Raw genomic sequence first — 17967 nt, forward strand, 5'->3', positions numbered from 1 at the left:
AGCCTGCCGGCAGTGGCGCGCTGATCAGTCCGGCCCATGCCGGAGAGCGCGGCGACCAAGCCGTCAGCTACACCACTCCCTGGGACATGATCCCACTGACGATGACATCTCCTGCGTTTCCAAGGATCGTATTGAGGCCGAACTTGGGACGCTACTGGAGGTCACAGATTCTGTCGATGCGTTGTTTGTATCTTGTGCAGCTTTCTCCATACGCCGACCGAACCTTGCCCAAATTAGTCGAGCCTTGGGATTTCCAGTTCTGGCCAGCGTGAACTCCATGGCTTGGCACGCACTTGACCTCCTGGGGGAACACGGGCCGCGCGACGAGATAGCGGGTGATTTGAACTTGCCACGCATTAAGGCCCAAACCTTGCGAGATACGACAGGATATCGAACAGTCGCATCTGATCGAGCACGCCGACACGTGCCCCAACGGGCCGCCTTCATCAAGGCATGGCAGTTCCTCCAATAATTCTGGGCCAAGTTCCTCTCCGCGAGAGAAAGCGATCCGTGTAAAGCCGTTCGTAGGCGAGGGCTGCACTCAGCACGCCCTCATCGTCCCCGCGCGCCCCAATAATTTGTAAGCGATGGGAAGATTCTCTGATGTTAATCCACAAGGAACCGAACAAGCTGGTTGTTGGCTCAGATTGATCGGAAAACTGAAGGAAGACCATTCAAATGAGTTTTCAACTTCACTTCCAGCAGGAACGTCACTGCCAGCCACAAAGGCGGCTATGGGAACGGCGGGTGACATAATGTAGTCAAAGTCATCAAGAAGCGCATCCATCTTTGCGCCGAACCCAGCTCTTCGCAGTTCAGCCTGCATGCGCTCAACCGCGGTGAACTTCTCGCCGAGACGCGCGGCATTAGTGAAGCCGGGATCAAGCAATGAATGATTTTGAGGATCGATTGTGGACAATCTGTTGGCCGCGCCAACAAACCAGAACAAATAGAACGTCTCTAATAGACTTTCCTGTCCGAAGCATTATCTCGGTAACTACTGCGTCTGCGTTCTCCAGATTATTCATGACACCGTCAACTGCGGCGGCGACTTCTGGGTGCACCCCACCCACGCATGGCGTGCTCCAGTACCCAATTCGCTTGCCAGACCAATTGATCTCTTGGAGGGAAACATTCGGAAAGGCTTGCGTGGGCTGGGTCCAGTCCTTGGGATCATGACCGGACATGGCATTTAGCATCGCGGCGACATCGGCAACGGTGCGCGCCATCGGCCCAATGTGGGCCACGGTACCGAATGAACTTGGGGGATAAGCGGGAACCCGGCCATAGGTCGGCTTATGCCCGACGATGCCAGTGAAAGAGGCCGGAATGCGTATTGACCCGCCGCCATCGGTCCCCCAGGTGCAGAACGCCCTCACCGCTGGCAGCCGCTGCAGCCGCACCTCCCGAAGACCCTCCGGGAGTGCGACTTCGGTCCCACGGATTGCGTGTAACCCCAAATTCTGCGGCACAAAGCTCGGAACCATCCAGAATAACAACGTCTTGAATGCTCACCGTGCGAAATCCCTTGTCATTTTTTTGACACTATGCTCCAAAGCAAAAAGACTATAAAATGCATAATATGGCACAAGGCCATACATAGAATGCACTGATGAACCTCTCGCTCCGCCAAGTGCGCTACATAGCCACTGTTGCCGATACCGGCTCGATCGCCGCCGCCGCCCGGCAGTGCCGAATCGCCCACTCCTCCATACTTGCCGCTCTTTCGCAGGCAGAGGCGGAGGCTGGCGCCCGTCTTTTTGACCGGCGCCCATCCCGCGGTGTTGAGCTCACACCTGCGGGGGATCACTTCGTCGCGTCTGCACGGCGGCTCCTTGCCGCGGAAGCTGAGTTTGATAGGACCCTGGATCGGCACACCGTTGGAATGCCGCCTGTCTTGCGGATTGGATGCTTCGAACCGTTCGGAGCGTTGTTCATGCCGGAGCTTCTTCGACGATTCACCCAGGGTGTGGATGTTGAGATCGAGCTCCACGAGGGCGAACAACCTCAACTTGTTGATTGGCTGGAGGCAAACGTCGTCGACGCGATCGTGACATACGATATTGGTCCGCGCTTGCCGGACGACGCTACAATTCTAGCTAAGGTCCCCGCGCATGCCCTGATTCGTGCCGACGATCCGCTCGCGCAGCGTTCGGTAGTGTGCCTCTCAGAACTTGCGCAGAGGCCATTTATATTGCTTGACCTTCCACAATCATCCGCATGGCTACTCGCGTTATTCGATGCTGCAGGCCCGAGACCGAGGATTGCCTTTCGCACCCGCAGCTATGAGACAGTGCGTGCGGCCGTGGTCTGCGGATTTGGATTTTCGATATTGAACATGAAACCAATTGGCAGAGGGAGCCCCGACAGCGACGAAGTAATTCGCAAACCCATTTCCGATGACGTTCCAGTGCCACGTTTAATGGTTGCTGATCGGTATGGAGCCGCGAAGCCCCTATTCCTGCGGCGTTTCACAAATGTTGCTCAAGCCTTCTTCAACGAGGTTGGCCCCGAGCTGACCATGGCGCGGAGCTGAGGGGCTGTTTTGCTCGGTACGTCCGGAAAAAAGGTAGGACAGCATTGACGAGGCCTTGGAGGAACGTCACCACGAATATAGAGTGCAAAACCAATCTGTGATAATTTTTTATTACACATTGGGAAAGATAGCGTTTGGGACTTACATGATGAGCGCTCGGCGCTGGCAGTCTACCGCCTAGCAGTCGCTGTCCGTGTTCAGCTGAAGGTCGTCGACCAAGGGGCCGATATGGGTGCCGGGTTTTGCGCGTTGTCGGCGGTGGGTGGAAAAGACGCCGGAATTGCTGACCTGATGAGGTGGACGGCCTCCGCTCCCGGCATCGCAATGTGCCAAAGTGTGGCTGTCGAAAGTCACATGAGGGAGAGCCGTCCATGGAGAAGGTTAGCACCATCTGGATGTCGCCAAGCACGTGTTTCAGGTGCACGGCGTTGACGCGCAGGGCGCAGTGGTTGTCCGCCGGAAGTTGCGTCGCGAGGATGTAGTCGCATTCTTTACATCCTTGCCGGCGTGCTTGATCGGCATCGAAGCCTGCGCAACGAGCCATCACTGGGCTCGTGTCCTCACGGCTCTGGGGCATGAGGTTCGCCTGATGCCTGCGTCATACGTCAAGCCATACGTGAAGCGGCAGAAGAATGATGCTTCGGATGCCGAGGCAATCTGCGAGGCGGTCACGCGACCGACGATGCGCTTTGTTCCGACAAAGAGCGAGGAGCAGCAGAGCGTGTTGATGCTGCATCGCGTCCGCGAGCTTTTGATCCGGCAGCGGACAATGCTGGTGAACGCCTTGCGCGGCCACTTGGCGGAGTTGGGCATCATCACTCGTCAGGGTGCTACAGGGCTGAGCATGCTCGTCGCGTTGGTTGAGGACGAGGGGCACGACCTCATTCCCCCGCTTGCCCGATCGGCCCTCTTTCTTTTGGTACAGCAATTGCGTGAGGTGCACGAGAAGGTCTGTGAGCTGGACCGACAGATTCACATCTGGCATCGTTCGCACGAGTTGAGCCGTCGCCTCGAAACGATCCCCGGCATCGGTCCGATCACCGCCAGCGCAATCGTTGCGACCGTGACAGATGCTTCCCTGTTCAAATCCGGCCGGCAACTCGCGGCTTGGCTTGGCCTGGTGCCGCGACAGAACTCATCCGGAGGAAAGGATCGGCTCGGGCGGATCAGCAAGCAAGGCGATCCCTACATCCGTCGCCTTCTTGTTGTGGGAGCCCATGCCGTGCTTCGCTTCTGTCGTAAGGGCAAAGCGGCACCCACTCGCTGGGCTGCCGAGCTTCTGGCGAAAAAGCCGTACAACGTCGTTGCGGTGGCCTTGGCAAACAAATGGCCCGGATCGTCTGGGCGCTGATGACTACGGGCAAGCGCTTCGCGGATTCACCGGCGTAGTGACGTAGTCGCAGAGGAAGCACAGAGGTTGGTGAGGTGCTGATGGTGTGATGACGGACGGTCGAACCGGGATCGGAAAAACCCGCTCAGTGGGTGCCGCTCAAAAAGCGCGTTGACCTGTCTGGGATCCGATCCGCGGACTTCATCAAGGCCAGCGGCATGAACAGGCCGCACTCAAAGGCCGAATACATGCCTGCACCCGACCAACCTGTCATCAATATCAGAAAGCCCTTGCCACGCGGAGGCACGTAAAAGATCATCGCCTTAAGCTTTGCATCCGCCGCGGATGCAGTCGCGAGTCGAATATTCTTCGTTACCCTATGCTTATGCGAGAATAGCATGCCGAACTCGTCATTCTGTGCGGTTTTGGCGCGAGATTGCAGGAATTGGGCGTTTTACTGAGCATCTGGCTTGATTGCTGCTGTGCCGGTTTTTTGCCGCATCGGGAGTTGGTGAAAGCGGTCAGCCGACTCGCCTCAAAAAGGTCGCCTGTTGATCTACTCCATCTTCTTAGGCGCAAACCTTCGTCAAAGCATTGTCGATCGCATTGGTGATACGGTCGATGTCGGCAGAGGTAGCGATGATAGCGGGGGAAAGGCACAGCGTATTGTTGAGCCCACCGTGCAGCGAGCGATTTGTGGCGCCGATAATGACCCCTTGGCTGAGGCATTCGGCGACGACCGCATGGACGCGCTTTTCGTCGAGTGGCTCCTTGGTCATGCGATCCGCCACGAGTTCGGCGCCACAAAACAAGCCCTTACCACGCACAGATCGTTTTGTCTCAGGTTCAAGGTCATGAAAGCCTCCGTATTTGTCGTGATTGTCGCGCATAAACTGACGCTTACTGGCATGTCCCCAGCCCCGACTCTTCTGAGCGAGTCAAAGCTCAAACGCAGATCGACCACCGTCATAGCTCCAGATTTGCAGACGGCGTAACCGCTAGCGTCCAACGCGCCATCAGACCGTTGACTCTCGCCATCTTCGAAGAGTTCAACCTCGATTAAGGCAAATGACCTTTGGCTGGGTCATCTCCTCGTACGCAAATCGCACTCCTTCCCTGCCCATGCTGCCGTATTTAAACCCACCGAAGGGCATTGCATCAAAACGGTAATCCGAGGAGTCGTTGATCATCACGCCGCCAGCCTCAATCTTGTTTGCCGCCTCTAGTGCGACAGCCAGACTGTTGGTAAAAATGCCGGCGTGTAGGCTGTACTCTGGACCATTTGCCAGTTCGATCGCTGCATCGAGGCTGGAGAAAGGTGCCAGCATAACCACAGGGGCGAATACCTCCTCGTGCCACACGCGGCAGGTCGTGGGAGTACCTTCGAGCACCGTCGGGCGATAAAGAGACCCTTCGCGCCGGTGGCCACACAGTAATATGGCGCCGGCAGCGAGGGCTTCATCGACCGCTGCTTCGGTTCGTTCTGCGACTTGTTGAGAAATCATCGGACCGACGTCCGTCTCTTCCCGGGAAGGATCCCCGGCGTTAAGCTTCTCGGTGGCTTCAACGAAAGCATCGCGAAAACGCTGGTATATCCCCTTCTGGACCAGAATCCGCTGGGCTCCGATACAATTCTGTCCTGCAGCCCAGAATGCGCCCGAAACGCAGGCTTCAACCGCTTTGTCAAAGTCGCAGTCATTCATCACGATGACCGGTGCGTTGCCTCCGAGTTCCATCGCCAGCTTCTTAAGGCCAGCAGAGCGGCTAATGGCCTCGCCAGTCGCAAAGCCGCCGGTGAATGTCACCATGCGCACATCACGAGCCGAAACCAACGCTGAGACCAATTCCCTGTCACCGTGAACAACAGTAATGACCTCTTGAGGGAGGCCCGCTTCCAGAAGGACTTCGACGAGGTTAATCGCGGAAAAGGGCGTCAACTTCGACGGTTTCAGCAGCACGGAATTACCGCCGGCGACGGCGGGACCGAGCTTGTGAGCTACGAGGTTCAGAGGGTCGTTGTACGGAGTAATCGCGGTGATAATTCCCAGCGGCTCACGTGTGAACCAACCTTGGCGTAGTTGTGATCCCGCATACGCATCGAAAGGCACGATCTCACCAGCGTTACGCCTTGCCTCGTCAGCCGATAGCTTCAGCGTATTGACGCATCGAGACACTTCCTTTCGCGCCTGAACAATCGTTTTCCCCGCCTCAAGCACGATCACTTTGGCGAATGCATCGCGCCGGCTCTCAATGAGTTTAGCCGCCCCTTCGAGAACGCTCGAACGCTTGTGCCGCGGTAGGTTCCGGGAGAGTACTGCTCCGAATCGGGCGCGAGCAAGGAGCTCATTGATTTCACTTGCAGGGGTCACGTCGACGGAGCCGATTAGAGACCCATCATAGGGGCTGAACACGGAGACAACTTCTACTTCCTTTTCTAGGTCAAGTTTGGCGGCGGGCATTCGACAGCTTCCTCTTTCATGTTTCGACGCCGAGGTGGCGATCATAGGCGCCCTGCGGCGGACCCATCGCTTCGACCGCGTCCGTTCGTGCTATTTCAGAAACGATTTCCATTTGCTTGCGCACTCTATCGCCCTTCGTAAGCGGTAGAGTGTGAACACTATTCATTGATCTCGGCCGCTCTCCTGACAGAGAGAGCGCCGACACTCGATCAGATCTTCTCGCCGTCGTGAACGAGTTCGTCCATGACGGAGCGCACGGCCTTTTCGGCGATCGAGATGATCTCTTCGACTTCTGCCTTGGAAATGATCAGCGGTGGAGCAAAGCCAAGAATATCGCCATGTGGCATGGCGCGCGCGATGAGACCGCGATCGCGAGCAGCCTTCGAGATGCGTGCGCCAACCTTGAGCGCAGGATCGAAACGCTTCTTGTTCTCGCGATCGGCGACAAATTCGATGGCACCCATCAGGCCCACCCCACGCACCTCACCGACGATCGGCAGCTGTTCAAACTTCTCCCTGAGCTGAGCCTGGAAAAAGGCACCGACGTCACGAGCGTTACCAGGGAGATCTTCCTTTTCGACAATGTCGAGAACCGCATTCGCTGCAGCTGCTCCGATCGGATGACCCGAGTAAGTGTAGCCGTGCGAAAATGCGCCGACCTTGTCAGCGCCGTCCTCCAAGACTCTGTAGACCTTCTCACCGACAATGGCCGCAGAGAGGGGGAAGTAGGCGGAGGTCAGACCCTTCGCGATCGTGATGAGGTCTGGCTCGATGCCATAGTGCTGCGAGCCGAACATGGAACCCGTGCGGCCAAAACCGGTAATGACCTCATCAGCGATCAACAGGACGTCATGTTCCTTGAGGACAGATTGGATGGCCTCCCAGTAACCTTCTGGCGGAGGGATAATGCCGCCTGTACCTAGCACGGGTTCCGCAATGAAGGCGCCGACATTGTTCGAGCCCAAGCGTTCGATCAACTGGTCAAGTTCGTCAGCCCGCCGTAGCGAAAATGCACGCTCGGTCTCGCCCGGGTTTGCGCCCCAGTAATGATGTGGAACACCGGTATGAGCAATCTGCGGGAGCGGCAGGTCCATATGCTCGTGATAAAAGCTCATGCCGGTCATCGAACCGGACACAACGCTGCATCCGTGGTAGCCGCGCTCACGCGAGATGATCTTCTTCTTGTTCGGCTTTCCGCGCAGGTTGTTGTAGTACCAAACGAGCTTAGCCTGTGTCTCGTTGGCATCCGAACCGGACATGCCGTAAAAGACCTTGCTCATCTTTCCCGGTGCCATCTTGACTAGGCGATCGGACAAGATTGCGAGCTCATCGGTGGTGTGCGCCGCGTAGGAATGGTAATAGGCCAGACGAAACGCTTGGCGCGAGATCGCCTCGGCGACTTCGGTGCGGCCATAGCCGACGTTGACGCAGTACAGGCCCGCAAAGCCATCAATCAGTTGGTTGCCATGCGCGTCCTGGATGCAGATCCCCTTCCCGGTCTCGACGATCGTGGGGTCGCCAAGTTTACCTGTGGCGAAGTCCTTGAGCTGCGTGAAAGGATGCATGACGGCGTTCCGGTCCTTTTCGCTGATATCCTCAATGTCCATGTTCATTTTGATTCCTTTTAATGCTGCGATACTGCCGAGCCGGCGTCGTTGGGTTTGGTATCGTAGGGGCGAGGATTTCGTGCATTGAAAGTCGGAACGCGAGATGATCGCGTTGCCCAAGCGCTTAAGCCTCGAATTTCCATCGTGTAAATGTATGGTACAACCGGCCCTCACTGACAGCGTAAACACACCAACCGTCGCAGGAATACTGCAAATTGCAGGCTGCATCGCAGGATTCGAACGGGCAATAATCGCGTTGAAGGAAGATATGGAGTCAAATAGAAGGAATGGGACGCGATTTTCAATTCGATTATCGATTGGTTATGTTAAGGCAATCTGATCGGGCTTCCTCTGCGTCGAGACCTGCAGGTCAGAAAAGCAAAGACGCGCCGTCACGATGCGCGAAAAGTTGCGCTGCAGCCGTGCTTTTACAAAGGCCAATCCGACGCCTCTGCCTCGGAGGCTGCGAAATGAGCAGCAAACTGCAACTCAGGCGTGGGTTGACCGACACACAAAGCCATCGGCCCAGAGTACAAATGGCTGATCCCGATCACCCCCGGGCGAGCGCTAAAGGATATTGGTATTCGTGCGCAGGTTTTAACCCTGCCGCACCTGAATCTCAAAGGGGGACGTTTTCCACTTACCCGCATCTGCATACCCCGGGTGCGGATGTGAAGGTTTCCTGCGGCATTTTGCATAATTTGCATTATTCCTGCACGTGCCTAGGATAATTGCAATAATCTGAGCGCATGAAAAGGGGTATGAATCCAGCTGAGCATCGGACGCAGCGCGCTAGCAAGGGGAACCCTGATGAGCAGCTACATCGACAACCGCGACTGGTCTATTAACACTTACAATTTTACTGAAGGCCGGTTTCGGCAATTCTCGACAGCAGCCAAATCTGGAAATAGCAGCGCTGGCCGTTATGGTTCTTTTTCCCGCGGCGACTGCAGAAGCCGTCGGGACGGAGCGAAGTCCAACCGCGCGACTATCGCGATCGCCAACGAGCCGCCATATATCCAAATCAACCCTGACGGAACGCCCGGCGGATGGGGCACCGAGATGGACGCGGCCATTCTTGGAGCGGTTGGCGCAGCAAACTTTTCCGGCTAGGTTATGGAGTAAGGAGCGATGATTCCCGCACTTAAGTCGAACCGGGCGACGTTAACATCGTCGGGCGCTCTTTTCGTTAGGCCTGAGCGTTGTGACGCCATCCTTTTTCCGAGCCCGTCTCGTGTAATGGCGAGGCGTTCACCGTCACTGCCCACTCTTTCTGGCAATGTGAAGACATACAAAGATGCTGATCTGGATCTGAGAATCGGTGTGTGCGGCGGGTGTTCTGAACAGAAGTTCGCGCTCGAAGCCGACGTTAAGGTCGAGAATGTCATCGTGTTCCCTGGCGGACGATTGGTCTCAAGCTGCTCCGGACGAGCCAATCGACCTTTTTGCTAATGATGCCAATTCAACAGCGGCACTCTACAAAAGAGCGGAACGTCCAGAGCTTGAATTTGTGCGCATCGAGAACACGAAGTCCGGCGCTGCCGCTGGCTTCGACAGGAATAGAGCGGCATTGCGCGATGCCTACCACGAAGGGCTTCGAAAGATCACGGCCAACGGCAGGTACATGGATCTAATGAAGAAGTATGGCCTGGAAGAAAGCGCTCGGGACGTCGAGAAAATCACTACAGCGCAACTTTGCAGGAAGTGATCGACCCGAATGAAACGAAGTTCGTACGTGGCGCGAAGCTACGTTTTCAGGAGCCCTCATATGCCCGCCCCAATGATTCAGTTCAGCGACGTACGAAAGGATTACGGCACCCATACCGTTCTAAGTGGTCTCAACCTGAGCGTGTCTCCAGGAGAGAAGTTGGCGTTGATTGGCGGGTCCGGTTCGGGCAAGACCACGATTCTTCGCATCCTGATGACCCTCGAAAAAATTCAAGGTGGCAGCGTTTCAATCAACGGCTCTCCGCTTTGGCGCCCTGCCATGGCGAGCCTGAGCCGCCGTCAGCGTGAGGCTCAGCTACATGAGATGCGCAAGCACATCGGGATGGTTTTTCAGCAGTTCAATCTTTTTCCGCACATGACGGTTCTTCGGAACGTCACGCTCGCCCCGATCCTCACCCAAGATCTCTCCGAAAAAGTGGCCACGTCCTTGGCAATGGAGTTTCTTGAAAAGGTCGGAATGGCTCACAAAGCGAAGGCGTTGCCCTCCGAGTTATCCGGCGGCCAGAAACAACGCGTGGCGATAGCGCGCGCACTCGCGCTGAAACCCACAATCATGTTGTTCGACGAGGTTACCTCCGCGCTTGATCCGGAACTCGTTGAAGAAGTCCTCAATGTCATGCGCAAGCTCGGAGAAGAGACAGACATGACTATGCTACTCGTTACTCATGAGATGAGTTTCGCCCGCGATTTTGCTGACCGCGTCCTCTTCTTGGACGGAGGGTGCATCATAGAAGAGGGGCCACCAAGGGAAATCTTCTCCAATCCGCAGCAGGAACGAACCAAGCAGTTCTTGCGCAAAATTGTCGCCGCCGGGCTAAGCCTTTAAATGTCTTTTTCGATTGAGTTCCTCCCGGTCATCTTGGCTGGAGTTGTGTTGACTATCAAGCTCACGCTGCTGGGTAGTCTGTTGGCTACCGTTGTCGCTTTTGCGGTGGGATTTGCGCGTTTATCCAAGGCCGCTTGCCTACGCATCCCGGCGAGGCTGTTTATGGAGTTCTTCCGAGGCACCTCGATGATTGTGCAGCTGTTTTGGGCCTATTTCGTTCTACCGCTTGTTGGTGTTTCTTTGACACCGTTCCAAGCAGGCGTGCTAATTCTTGGTCTTAACTCCGGTGCCTACATGTCCGAAATCGTCCGCGGTGGCATGCTAGCCCTGCCGCGAGAGCAGTACGAGGCTTGCATCGCACTAAACCTCGGGCGCTGGCAGCGCCTTCGGTACGTATTCTTGCCTCAAGCTTTGCCGTTGATGATCCCTCCATTTTCAAACAGCGCTGTTGAGCTGCTCAAGTCGACCTCGATCGTGTCGTTGATCTCGCTTTCGGACATCACATTTCGTGCCCAGACCGTGCGGACCCAGACAGGTGACGCGACCGTTCCATTCATCACAATATTGATCATCTACTTCGCTCTGGCAATGATCTTGTCGACGCTCATAAGTTCAGCGGAGCGCCGCTTCAAGCCTACTTCAAGCGCGAGGGTCTGACATGGAATGGGATTGGTCATATGCCTTGAAGATCTTGCCGCAGCTTTTCGAAGGAGTGAAAATAACAGTGTTTGCAAGTATCGCGGGTTCCGCTCTCGCGATGGTAATTGGTCTTGCAATTGCTATTGCGCGGCGTTCTGCGGGGCGAGCTGGGGGGTCATTAATTAGATTCTGCGTTAGTTTCGTGCGCGGCACGCCGCTGTTGGTACAGCTCTATTTTACCTTCTATGTGCTGCCCGACTTTGGCATTTACATGAGCCCGTTGGCTGCAGGAATTATTACCCTTAGTATTCATTATTCAAGCTACACATCCGAAGTTTTCCGTGCAGGGATCGACAATGTGGATCGTAGCCTTTGGGAAGCATCAACCGCTCTTAACCTGACAGCTGTGCAGACTTGGAGGCACATAATTATCCCGCAGGCAGTCCCGCCGATGTTGCCCGCACTCGGAAATTACGTCGTAGCGATGTTCAAGGAGACCCCCCTGCTCTCTATGGTCACGGTGATCGAGCTAATGGGCGAGGCGCGCATTCTAGCCAATACCAATTATAGATATCTGGAGCCGATTAGCATGGTGGGTATGTTTTTCCTCGCGGTCAGCGTCCCCTCCGTTATGGCACTTGACTACCTAGAACGGCGCTACGGAATGGGACGTACGCGTCACCAAAACATACCAATGTTTTGACAGCGACGCGAGCCAATATCCAGGGTGCCGATAACGCTGACTTGGTTGTCCATATCCATGTGTTAGAAGCTAGGAAAGGAACGTGAGATGAAAGGCATAGGCTTGATAACTCTCTCCACAGATCCGGTGGGAGAGGACGCCTTCAAAGCAGAGATGTCGGGAATGCCCGTCCGGGTGTTCACGACACGAACTTCCTATGATGAAGCGGACCATGCAGCTGGAGGATTCATCCCCGTGCCTGACTGGAAAGTTCTTTTGCATACTTTGCCGCCCGGGAACTTGATCGATTTGATCGCGTTTGCATGCACTTCCGGTACAATTGCACTCGGAAATGAAACGCTCCTGAGGCAACTCGAGTCAGCTCGCCCGGGCCTGAGCTATACGTCACCAGCAATAGCCTCAGTTGCACTGATGCAACGATTCGGCATTAAGCGAATTGCGCTGTTGACCCCATATGGTCCCACGCTGCACAATGCGTTTACCCCGTACTTCGCAACTCATGGAGTCAAGGTAGCTGCCAGTCATTCGTTAGCAGCGCCGATGAACCTCATCACTGACGATGACGTTGGGCGCGTACCGATCGACCGCATCAAGACCGAACTTATGGCACTAGCTGCGGAAGGTCCAGTTGACGCATTGTTCGTTTCATGTGCTGCTTTTTCCATTCAAAGGTCCGACCTTGCTCGGTTAGGCCGTACTTTAGGGTGCCCGATTCTTGCGAGCGTAAATTCGATGGCTTGGCATGCCCTTGATCTCCTGGGCGAAATCGAGCTGCGTGACCAGATATCGTCTGACCTCGGCTTGATACCCACTTATGCGTAACGTGAATTAAACGGGTTAGGCAAAAGCAGATTGGCGCCGGAGTCATTACATAGCAAAGTTGAACAGCATAATTGCTGCAGAGGAAGGAGACAACGTGACTGAAGCTGTTACCGGTTATGAGGTATCGAAGGGCTCTATCGTTGGTTCCCTAATCATCGGGAATGGGAGGCTTGATGCCTTTTCAGCAGCGGGCGTTGACATACGGCGTAATGTCCCACGTCAGTTAGTTAAACTGACAACCTAAGAGGCCGTCTTGAAACTCGTGCGTAGGGGTGGATGGCCAGTTCCGAATGTGATTCCAAACGGTTGTCGAAGCCTTTGGAGATTCTCATGTGGACACTGGCCACCCGTCGCCAGCATACCCGCGATCACCTTCGTTATGGAAGCGGCCTGACCGACGCAGAGTGGGAGATCCTCGCGTCGTTCCTGCCTCCCGCAGCGAGAACGGGGCGACCGCGCCAGTGGACGATGCGCGAGATCGTGAACGCGATCTTCTATGTGCTGCGGTCCGGCTGCAGCTGGCGTCTGCTGCCCAGGGATTTTCCCCGAGAAGCACGGTCTACGGCTGGTTCCTGCGCTTTCGCCGCGACGGCTTGTTCGAGACGATCAACCACCACCTGGCCATGGCCGACCGCGGCGGGTCGGCAGAGCTGCCAGCCCCTCGGCAGCGGTGATCGACAGCCAGAGCGTCAAGACCGTGGAAGCCGGCGGCCCCAGAGGTTACGACGCGGGCAAGAAGATCAAGGGCCGCAAGCGCCACGCCATGGTCGACACCGACGGCCGGGCCTTGGTGTTCCAGGCGCACGCGGCCGACATCCAGGACCGGGACGGAGCTGTCCCGCTGCTCCAGGCCTCACGAAGATCCTTCCCCTTCGTCGAACGCACGTTTACCGACAGCGCCTACAATTCCGACCGCGTCAGGGACGCCACCTGCCTCGCCATTGAGGTCGTCAAGAAAATCGCCGACCAGGTCGGCTTCCAGGTCCTGCCCAGGCGCTGGGTCGTCGAGCGAACCTTCGCCTGGATCAATCGCAACCGACGCCTCGCCAAGGATTTCGAGGCGACCATCGAATCGGCCCAAGTCTTCCTCTATGCCGCCTCCGTCATGCTGCTCACGCGCAGGTTGGCGCGGGCATCATGAGTTTCGAGTCGGACTCTAAGGCGCGTTTTCTAACCGCCGCAACCTGTCGGTCACTGTAGAGGTTCTCGGCATCCCGCACAGCTGATTTCGAGCGAAGAGAAGCGGCGAAACCCACAACTATAGAGAGGCGGCGTTGGCCCATGTTTTTCGTGGCCCCTTTAACCTCTCAAATGACCAAAATATGAGGTCCATGCCTAACGTACGACAATTGACAGCAGGAGGGTGGCAAATTATGCAGGATATTTGCAACTTCTCCTATCGTTTCGCAGGAAACCGCTATGGACCTTGATCGTGCGGATGCTTCATTGCTTGATGCAGTTCAGAAGGACAACCGGCTCACCTCTGAGGAGCTAGCGGATAAGGTGGGATTGTCTCCGACAGCTTGTCAGCGGAGACTCAAACGTCTCCGGAGTGAAGGCGTTATCGAAGCCGATGTTTCGATAATCTCCCCTAAGGCAGTCGGACGGCCGGTTACCATGATAGTGTTGGTATCACTGGAGCGAGAGCGGGCCGACATAGTTGATCGGTTTAAAACATCAATCCGAAATACCCGCGAGGTGATGATCGGATATTATGTTACGGGGGACGCTGACTTCATCCTTGTCGTGACGGCTAAGGATATGGAGGACTACGAACAATTCACTCGACGCTTCTTCTACGAAAATCACGATATCAAGGGGTTCAAAACCATGGTCGTTATGGACCGCGTTAAAGCTAGCTTCGCCGTGCCAATAGAATTTCATCGATGAAGCAATTATCCCACCATACGTTCACGCAGCGTCGCGAAGCAGGGTTGCCGAATTCTTGAGCCCGGTTTACGCACGGCGTTCATTTTTGCCTGAAACTTTCCGAACCTCGTGTGCCTTGCCCTTGCCGGCAAAACACTGCAAAGACTGTCACCTGGACGCCGCAATCCTGCGACAGAGTATCGTTATTGAGGGATTCCCTTTTCGTTTCGGTGCTAAGTTATACCCGCAAAACCGGATCGAGAGGAGCAGGCTTTCATGAACTCCCGCGTAAATAGTCTCCTAACTGATCCCGAACGCCATGCGATCCTCGAGCTTCGTCACGCGATGCACCGTGAACCGGAGCTTTCAAATCATGAATCGAAAACGCAGCAGCGCATAAAGGAGATGTTGGAACGGTTCGGCCTCGCAAGCGCGACCGTATTTCATAATACGGGGCTCTACATTGACATTGAGGGAACTGCTTCTGGCCGAAGGCGATTGATTGCCGTTCGCGGCGATATCGATGCGCTACCTATTGATGAGGCCCGCGATGACCTACCATATCGCTCTCAAGTGAGAGGAGTTATGCACGCGTGTGGTCACGACCTGCATGCCTCGATCGCTATGGGAACTGCCCTGGCTTTCCAGAGGATGAGAAGCAATTTTGCGGGCAAGATCCGCGTAGTGTTCCAGCCGGCTGAGGAAGCGGAACCGCTCGGTGGGCGAACCGTTGCCGAACTAAACCTTCTTGAAGGTTTCGACCATGCGGTTGGCTATCATGTGGTCCCTTTGATGCCCTTCGGTACGTACAGCGCGCACGAGGGAGCGGCAACCACATCGGCTGACCAATTCACTGTGATGGTGACCGGCAATGCGGCGCATGGCTCAACGCCTCACAGCGGCGTAGATGCCATTACAATCGCAGCAGCATTTATCAACGAAGTCCAGAAAGTGGTTTCTCGAGAAATGCCTGTGGAGGACAGATCGGTCATCACCATCGGTACAATTCATGGCGGCGCGGCGACGAACATTATTTGTCCCTCGGTAGTGATGGAGGGGACTATCAGGACAACGAGTCCTACACGTCGTGAACTATTGGCAAAACGGCTACGCGAAGTTGCGGAAGGCATTGCGGCAGTCCACCGAGGCGCCGCTGAAGTCGTAATCGTATCCGGCGAACCTGTTGTCATCAACGACCCGGGTATGGTGCGTCTTTTCCGCGACACTGTGTCCACGACGGTTGGAGCCGAGGCTTATACAGAAGCCCCAACAGTTGGCGGAAGCGACGACTTTGGTTTTTACTCCCAGCGGGTCCCTTCGATCTATTTTCTTTTTGGAAGTGGGCAACCGGGCAAAGAGTCGGGCGTGCATACGCCGACGTTTGCTGTGTCTGACGACGTACTCATTCCGACGACGGAGCTAGCCATCAAGTACTGCTTTGATCTGTTGAACACGCAGCCGGCAAGCTAGCAGTCCATCCGTCGGTGGCATGCGTGGACGATGCAAGCAAGCACGCGAGCGCATTGGGGGAACGCAGATGAGATCGAAACTGGCCACTCTCTGCTGGACTCCGCGCAGCTCGTGTGAGTGCCGAGAAAGTGAGGGAGGCGACACCTGCAACGGGTGGCAAACAAGACCGGCTCGCTTACCGGAAAAGCATAACTGAAACTGATATGACCAAGAAGGAGTCATGTAATGGCAATGCCAAAAGCGACACAGGCTTTTCCGCGTCAGGAATTCCTTAGACGATTAGCCGCTGTAAAAGCGGAAATGGAACGGCGGGAAATTAGTGCCCTCGTCGTCATCGTGCCGGCGAATTTGACTTACCTGACCGGCTACACCTCAAAGTCCGGTTACGTGCCCCAGGCTCTAATCGTCACCCTCAAGGATGAAGAGCCGACTTTCATTACCCGCAAAATGGATGCGGCAGCGGCAATTCACCAGATGTTTGTCGACCGGACCCGGGTGCTCGGTTATCCCGAGGATCTAATCGCCAATCCAGCGAAAGATGGTTATGATGCTATCATTGATCATTTATTGGATGTGGGATGCGGTCAATCAACAGTCGGCGTCGAGGCTCAAATGCTCTCGGGTCAAACTCTAGAAAAATTCAAGACAAGGGCGCCAGCGGCAAAAATCAAAGACTTCGGGAATGCCATTTCTTGGATTCGTGGCATCAAATCCGATTTGGAAATTGGTGTGATGCGAGAAGCAGCAGCTATTGCTGATGCTGGCATGCGGCGCGCAATAGAAGTCGTGCGGCCAAGCGTAACCGAAGCCGATGCATCCGCGGAGATTATAGCGACTCTTATCCGCGGGGCCAACGGCAAAGCAGGCACCGATATTACCGGTTTCTATCTTTGCGCGTCACCGCGTACGTCCACTTGCCACATCCCTTGGACGGAAGACCGCTTTCAAGCTGGGTCGCAGGTAAACATTGAGCTGGCCGGGGTGCGTTATGGCTACACATCGGCATTGATGCGGACGATCTCAATCGGGAAGCCTTCGGATGTCGTGAGGCGCCTCCACGACGGTGAGGTTGCTGGTTTGGAAGCGGCGCTTGCTGTGGCGAAGCCCGGCGCAACTTGTGGCGAAGTTGCTAGCGCCTTCAACACCGCCTTGGGCAAACATGGATTTACCAAAGAATCCCGTTGCGGATATGCCATAGGAATTGATTGGACCGAACCGACTTCAAGTTTCAAGGTTGGCGATCCCACAGTTTTGAAGCCCAACATGACGTTCCATTTGATGCTTGGGAACTGGGTTGACGAAGATCTTGGCTACGCGATCAGCGAAACACTTCGCATTACGGAGAACGGCGTTGAAACGTTCAGCGCCCTTCCTCGGGAGCTCTTCCAAGTGTAACCGCGCTGCCGCTCGATTGTTTTTCAACACGATACAACGTTGTAGTTCTGTAAGCGTTCATTTCCATGCGCGTTGACGCGGCTTGTTTGACGGGATGTAAGCGTCCATTTGGCCCCATGTTTCGCTGAGTTGTGAAGACGAGGACACTGCCGCAATGATTCTTCGCGGGAGATTGGTTTGCAGTCTGTACACAAGCCCAGACTTGAAAGTTTCGCAGTCATCGAGGCGATAGCGAAGCGGCTCGATGAGAGCCCGCCACTGCTGCGCCGTCGCTGGCCAGCGGAGGCGAAGACGCGGATTCTGGAGGAGACACGGGCGCCGGGCGTGAATGTCTCGGCGGTGGCGCGGGCGCATGGCGTGAGCCCGTTGTTTGCCTGGCGGCGCAAGGCGCTCCGCTCGGGTGCGATTGCTCTTTTACCGGATAGGTCCGAGGCGTAAGCGATGTCCCGACGGCACCTTTCGGTGATCGGCGTGAAGGACGATGTTCGGAGCCTTTGAGATCGTGGTCGAGTAGCTCAGCCATTCGGCTTTCGCCCTCACAGATCCGGGCGGGCGGATTTCCCGCACCCGGCTCTTCCCGAGG

General features: G+C 55.7%; 18 protein-coding genes and 2 pseudogenes. 14 read left to right on the plus strand and 6 right to left on the minus strand.

Going from position 1 to position 17967, the window contains the following annotated elements:
• Positions 1-272 (plus strand): hypothetical protein (locus NKJ06_RS29035; RefSeq protein WP_352811541.1); only part of this gene is annotated, 272 nt, incomplete at its 5' end.
• Between the two features lie 269 nt (positions 273-541).
• Here the strand turns inward: NKJ06_RS29035 and NKJ06_RS29040 are convergent.
• From NKJ06_RS29040 to NKJ06_RS29050, 3 genes are read right to left on the minus strand one after another with little or no spacing between them, the layout of a single operon-like run.
• Positions 542-949 carry an amidase family protein gene (locus NKJ06_RS29040; protein WP_352811542.1) on the minus strand — a complete coding sequence of 136 codons (408 nt, stop codon included), beginning with the start codon at positions 947-949 and terminating at the stop codon, positions 542-544.
• A complete protein-coding gene (locus NKJ06_RS29045) occupies positions 882-1403 on the minus strand; it encodes an amidase family protein (protein WP_352811544.1) in 522 nt (173 codons plus the stop codon). Before NKJ06_RS29045 ends, NKJ06_RS29040 begins: the two co-directional genes overlap by 68 nt.
• On the minus strand, positions 1297-1515 hold the full coding sequence (locus tag NKJ06_RS29050; protein ID WP_352811546.1) for an amidase family protein: 219 nt from the start codon (positions 1513-1515) through the stop codon (positions 1297-1299). Before NKJ06_RS29050 ends, NKJ06_RS29045 begins: the two co-directional genes overlap by 107 nt.
• A 97-nt stretch (positions 1516-1612) precedes the next feature.
• Here NKJ06_RS29050 and NKJ06_RS29055 point away from each other — a divergent pair, with 97 nt between their 5' ends.
• Both NKJ06_RS29055 and NKJ06_RS29060 read left to right on the plus strand, forming a co-directional pair.
• A complete protein-coding gene (locus tag NKJ06_RS29055) occupies positions 1613-2536 on the plus strand; it encodes a LysR family transcriptional regulator (RefSeq protein ID WP_352811549.1) in 924 nt (307 codons plus the stop codon).
• A gap of 391 nt (positions 2537-2927) precedes the next feature.
• Positions 2928-3925: pseudogene (locus NKJ06_RS29060) on the plus strand (IS110 family RNA-guided transposase).
• Between the two features lie 510 nt (positions 3926-4435).
• Here the strand turns inward: NKJ06_RS29060 and NKJ06_RS29065 are convergent.
• From NKJ06_RS29065 to NKJ06_RS29075, 3 genes are all read right to left on the minus strand, one after another.
• On the minus strand, positions 4436-4756 hold the full coding sequence (locus tag NKJ06_RS29065; RefSeq protein WP_352811552.1) for a hypothetical protein: 321 nt from the start codon (positions 4754-4756) through the stop codon (positions 4436-4438).
• Between the two features lie 159 nt (positions 4757-4915).
• Positions 4916-6325, minus strand: coding sequence for an aldehyde dehydrogenase family protein (locus NKJ06_RS29070; protein ID WP_352811553.1), 1410 nt, complete (start codon positions 6323-6325; stop codon positions 4916-4918).
• Positions 6326-6534: 209 nt separating this feature from the next.
• The gene (locus NKJ06_RS29075) at positions 6535-7938 is read right to left on the minus strand and encodes an aspartate aminotransferase family protein (protein WP_352811554.1); all 1404 of its coding nucleotides are present in this window, start codon (positions 7936-7938) and stop codon (positions 6535-6537) included.
• Positions 7939-8742: 804 nt separating this feature from the next.
• On the opposite strand from NKJ06_RS29075, the gene NKJ06_RS29080 reads away from it, so the two are divergent.
• The 11 genes and pseudogenes from NKJ06_RS29080 to NKJ06_RS29130 all read left to right on the plus strand — a co-directional run bounded on the left by NKJ06_RS29080 (position 8743) and on the right by NKJ06_RS29130 (position 17822).
• Positions 8743-9045, plus strand: a complete 303-nt coding sequence (locus tag NKJ06_RS29080) for a hypothetical protein (protein WP_352811556.1) — start codon at positions 8743-8745, stop codon at positions 9043-9045.
• A gap of 268 nt (positions 9046-9313) precedes the next feature.
• Entirely contained in the window at positions 9314-9640 is a 327-nt protein-coding gene (locus NKJ06_RS29085) for a transporter substrate-binding domain-containing protein (protein ID WP_352811558.1), read from the plus strand.
• A gap of 60 nt (positions 9641-9700) precedes the next feature.
• On the plus strand, positions 9701-10486 hold the full coding sequence (gene ehuA / locus NKJ06_RS29090; RefSeq protein ID WP_352811561.1) for an ectoine/hydroxyectoine ABC transporter ATP-binding protein EhuA: 786 nt from the start codon (positions 9701-9703) through the stop codon (positions 10484-10486).
• Entirely contained in the window at positions 10487-11143 is a 657-nt protein-coding gene (gene ehuC / locus NKJ06_RS29095) for an ectoine/hydroxyectoine ABC transporter permease subunit EhuC (protein ID WP_352811563.1), read from the plus strand.
• A 1-nt stretch (position 11144) separates the two neighbouring features.
• Positions 11145-11828 (plus strand): ectoine/hydroxyectoine ABC transporter permease subunit EhuD, encoded by a 684-nt coding sequence (ehuD, locus tag NKJ06_RS29100; RefSeq protein WP_352811566.1) that lies wholly within the window; start codon positions 11145-11147, stop codon positions 11826-11828.
• A gap of 87 nt (positions 11829-11915) precedes the next feature.
• Positions 11916-12650: an aspartate racemase/maleate isomerase family protein gene (locus NKJ06_RS29105; RefSeq protein ID WP_352811569.1), complete on the plus strand. Its 735-nt coding sequence runs from the start codon at positions 11916-11918 to the stop codon at positions 12648-12650.
• 330 nt (positions 12651-12980) lie between these two features.
• A pseudogene (locus tag NKJ06_RS29110) lies at positions 12981-13791 on the plus strand (IS5 family transposase).
• A 278-nt stretch (positions 13792-14069) separates the two neighbouring features.
• A complete protein-coding gene (locus NKJ06_RS29115) occupies positions 14070-14540 on the plus strand; it encodes an Lrp/AsnC family transcriptional regulator (RefSeq protein WP_352811572.1) in 471 nt (156 codons plus the stop codon).
• A gap of 255 nt (positions 14541-14795) precedes the next feature.
• On the plus strand, positions 14796-15989 hold the full coding sequence (locus NKJ06_RS29120; protein ID WP_352811575.1) for a M20 metallopeptidase family protein: 1194 nt from the start codon (positions 14796-14798) through the stop codon (positions 15987-15989).
• Positions 15990-16214: 225 nt separating this feature from the next.
• Entirely contained in the window at positions 16215-17384 is a 1170-nt protein-coding gene (locus NKJ06_RS29125; RefSeq protein WP_352811577.1) for a M24 family metallopeptidase, read from the plus strand.
• A gap of 177 nt (positions 17385-17561) precedes the next feature.
• Positions 17562-17822, plus strand: a complete 261-nt coding sequence (locus tag NKJ06_RS29130; RefSeq protein WP_352811580.1) for a transposase — start codon at positions 17562-17564, stop codon at positions 17820-17822.
• Positions 17823-17967 lie beyond the last annotated feature (145 nt).

This window comes from Mesorhizobium sp. M0293 (assembly GCF_040321735.1).
Lineage (GTDB): Bacteria > Pseudomonadota > Alphaproteobacteria > Rhizobiales > Rhizobiaceae > Mesorhizobium.

What these genes read in the sequence shown, in the direction of transcription:
- NKJ06_RS29055 (WP_352811549.1), top strand. Translation starts at nt 1,613, where the DNA reads ATGAACCTCTCGCTCCGCCAAGTGCGCTACATAGCCACTGTTGCCGAT.
- NKJ06_RS29065 (WP_352811552.1), bottom strand. Translation starts at nt 4,756, where the DNA reads ATGCGCGACAATCACGACAAATACGGAGGCTTTCATGACCTTGAACCT.
- NKJ06_RS29070 (WP_352811553.1), bottom strand. Translation starts at nt 6,325, where the DNA reads ATGCCCGCCGCCAAACTTGACCTAGAAAAGGAAGTAGAAGTTGTCTCC.
- NKJ06_RS29075 (WP_352811554.1), bottom strand. Translation starts at nt 7,938, where the DNA reads ATGAACATGGACATTGAGGATATCAGCGAAAAGGACCGGAACGCCGTC.
- NKJ06_RS29080 (WP_352811556.1), top strand. Translation starts at nt 8,743, where the DNA reads ATGAGCAGCTACATCGACAACCGCGACTGGTCTATTAACACTTACAAT.
- NKJ06_RS29085 (WP_352811558.1), top strand. Translation starts at nt 9,314, where the DNA reads ATGTCATCGTGTTCCCTGGCGGACGATTGGTCTCAAGCTGCTCCGGAC.
- ehuA (WP_352811561.1), top strand. Translation starts at nt 9,701, where the DNA reads ATGCCCGCCCCAATGATTCAGTTCAGCGACGTACGAAAGGATTACGGC.
- ehuC (WP_352811563.1), top strand. Translation starts at nt 10,487, where the DNA reads ATGTCTTTTTCGATTGAGTTCCTCCCGGTCATCTTGGCTGGAGTTGTG.
- ehuD (WP_352811566.1), top strand. Translation starts at nt 11,145, where the DNA reads ATGGAATGGGATTGGTCATATGCCTTGAAGATCTTGCCGCAGCTTTTC.
- NKJ06_RS29105 (WP_352811569.1), top strand. Translation starts at nt 11,916, where the DNA reads ATGAAAGGCATAGGCTTGATAACTCTCTCCACAGATCCGGTGGGAGAG.
- NKJ06_RS29115 (WP_352811572.1), top strand. Translation starts at nt 14,070, where the DNA reads ATGGACCTTGATCGTGCGGATGCTTCATTGCTTGATGCAGTTCAGAAG.
- NKJ06_RS29120 (WP_352811575.1), top strand. Translation starts at nt 14,796, where the DNA reads ATGAACTCCCGCGTAAATAGTCTCCTAACTGATCCCGAACGCCATGCG.
- NKJ06_RS29125 (WP_352811577.1), top strand. Translation starts at nt 16,215, where the DNA reads ATGGCAATGCCAAAAGCGACACAGGCTTTTCCGCGTCAGGAATTCCTT.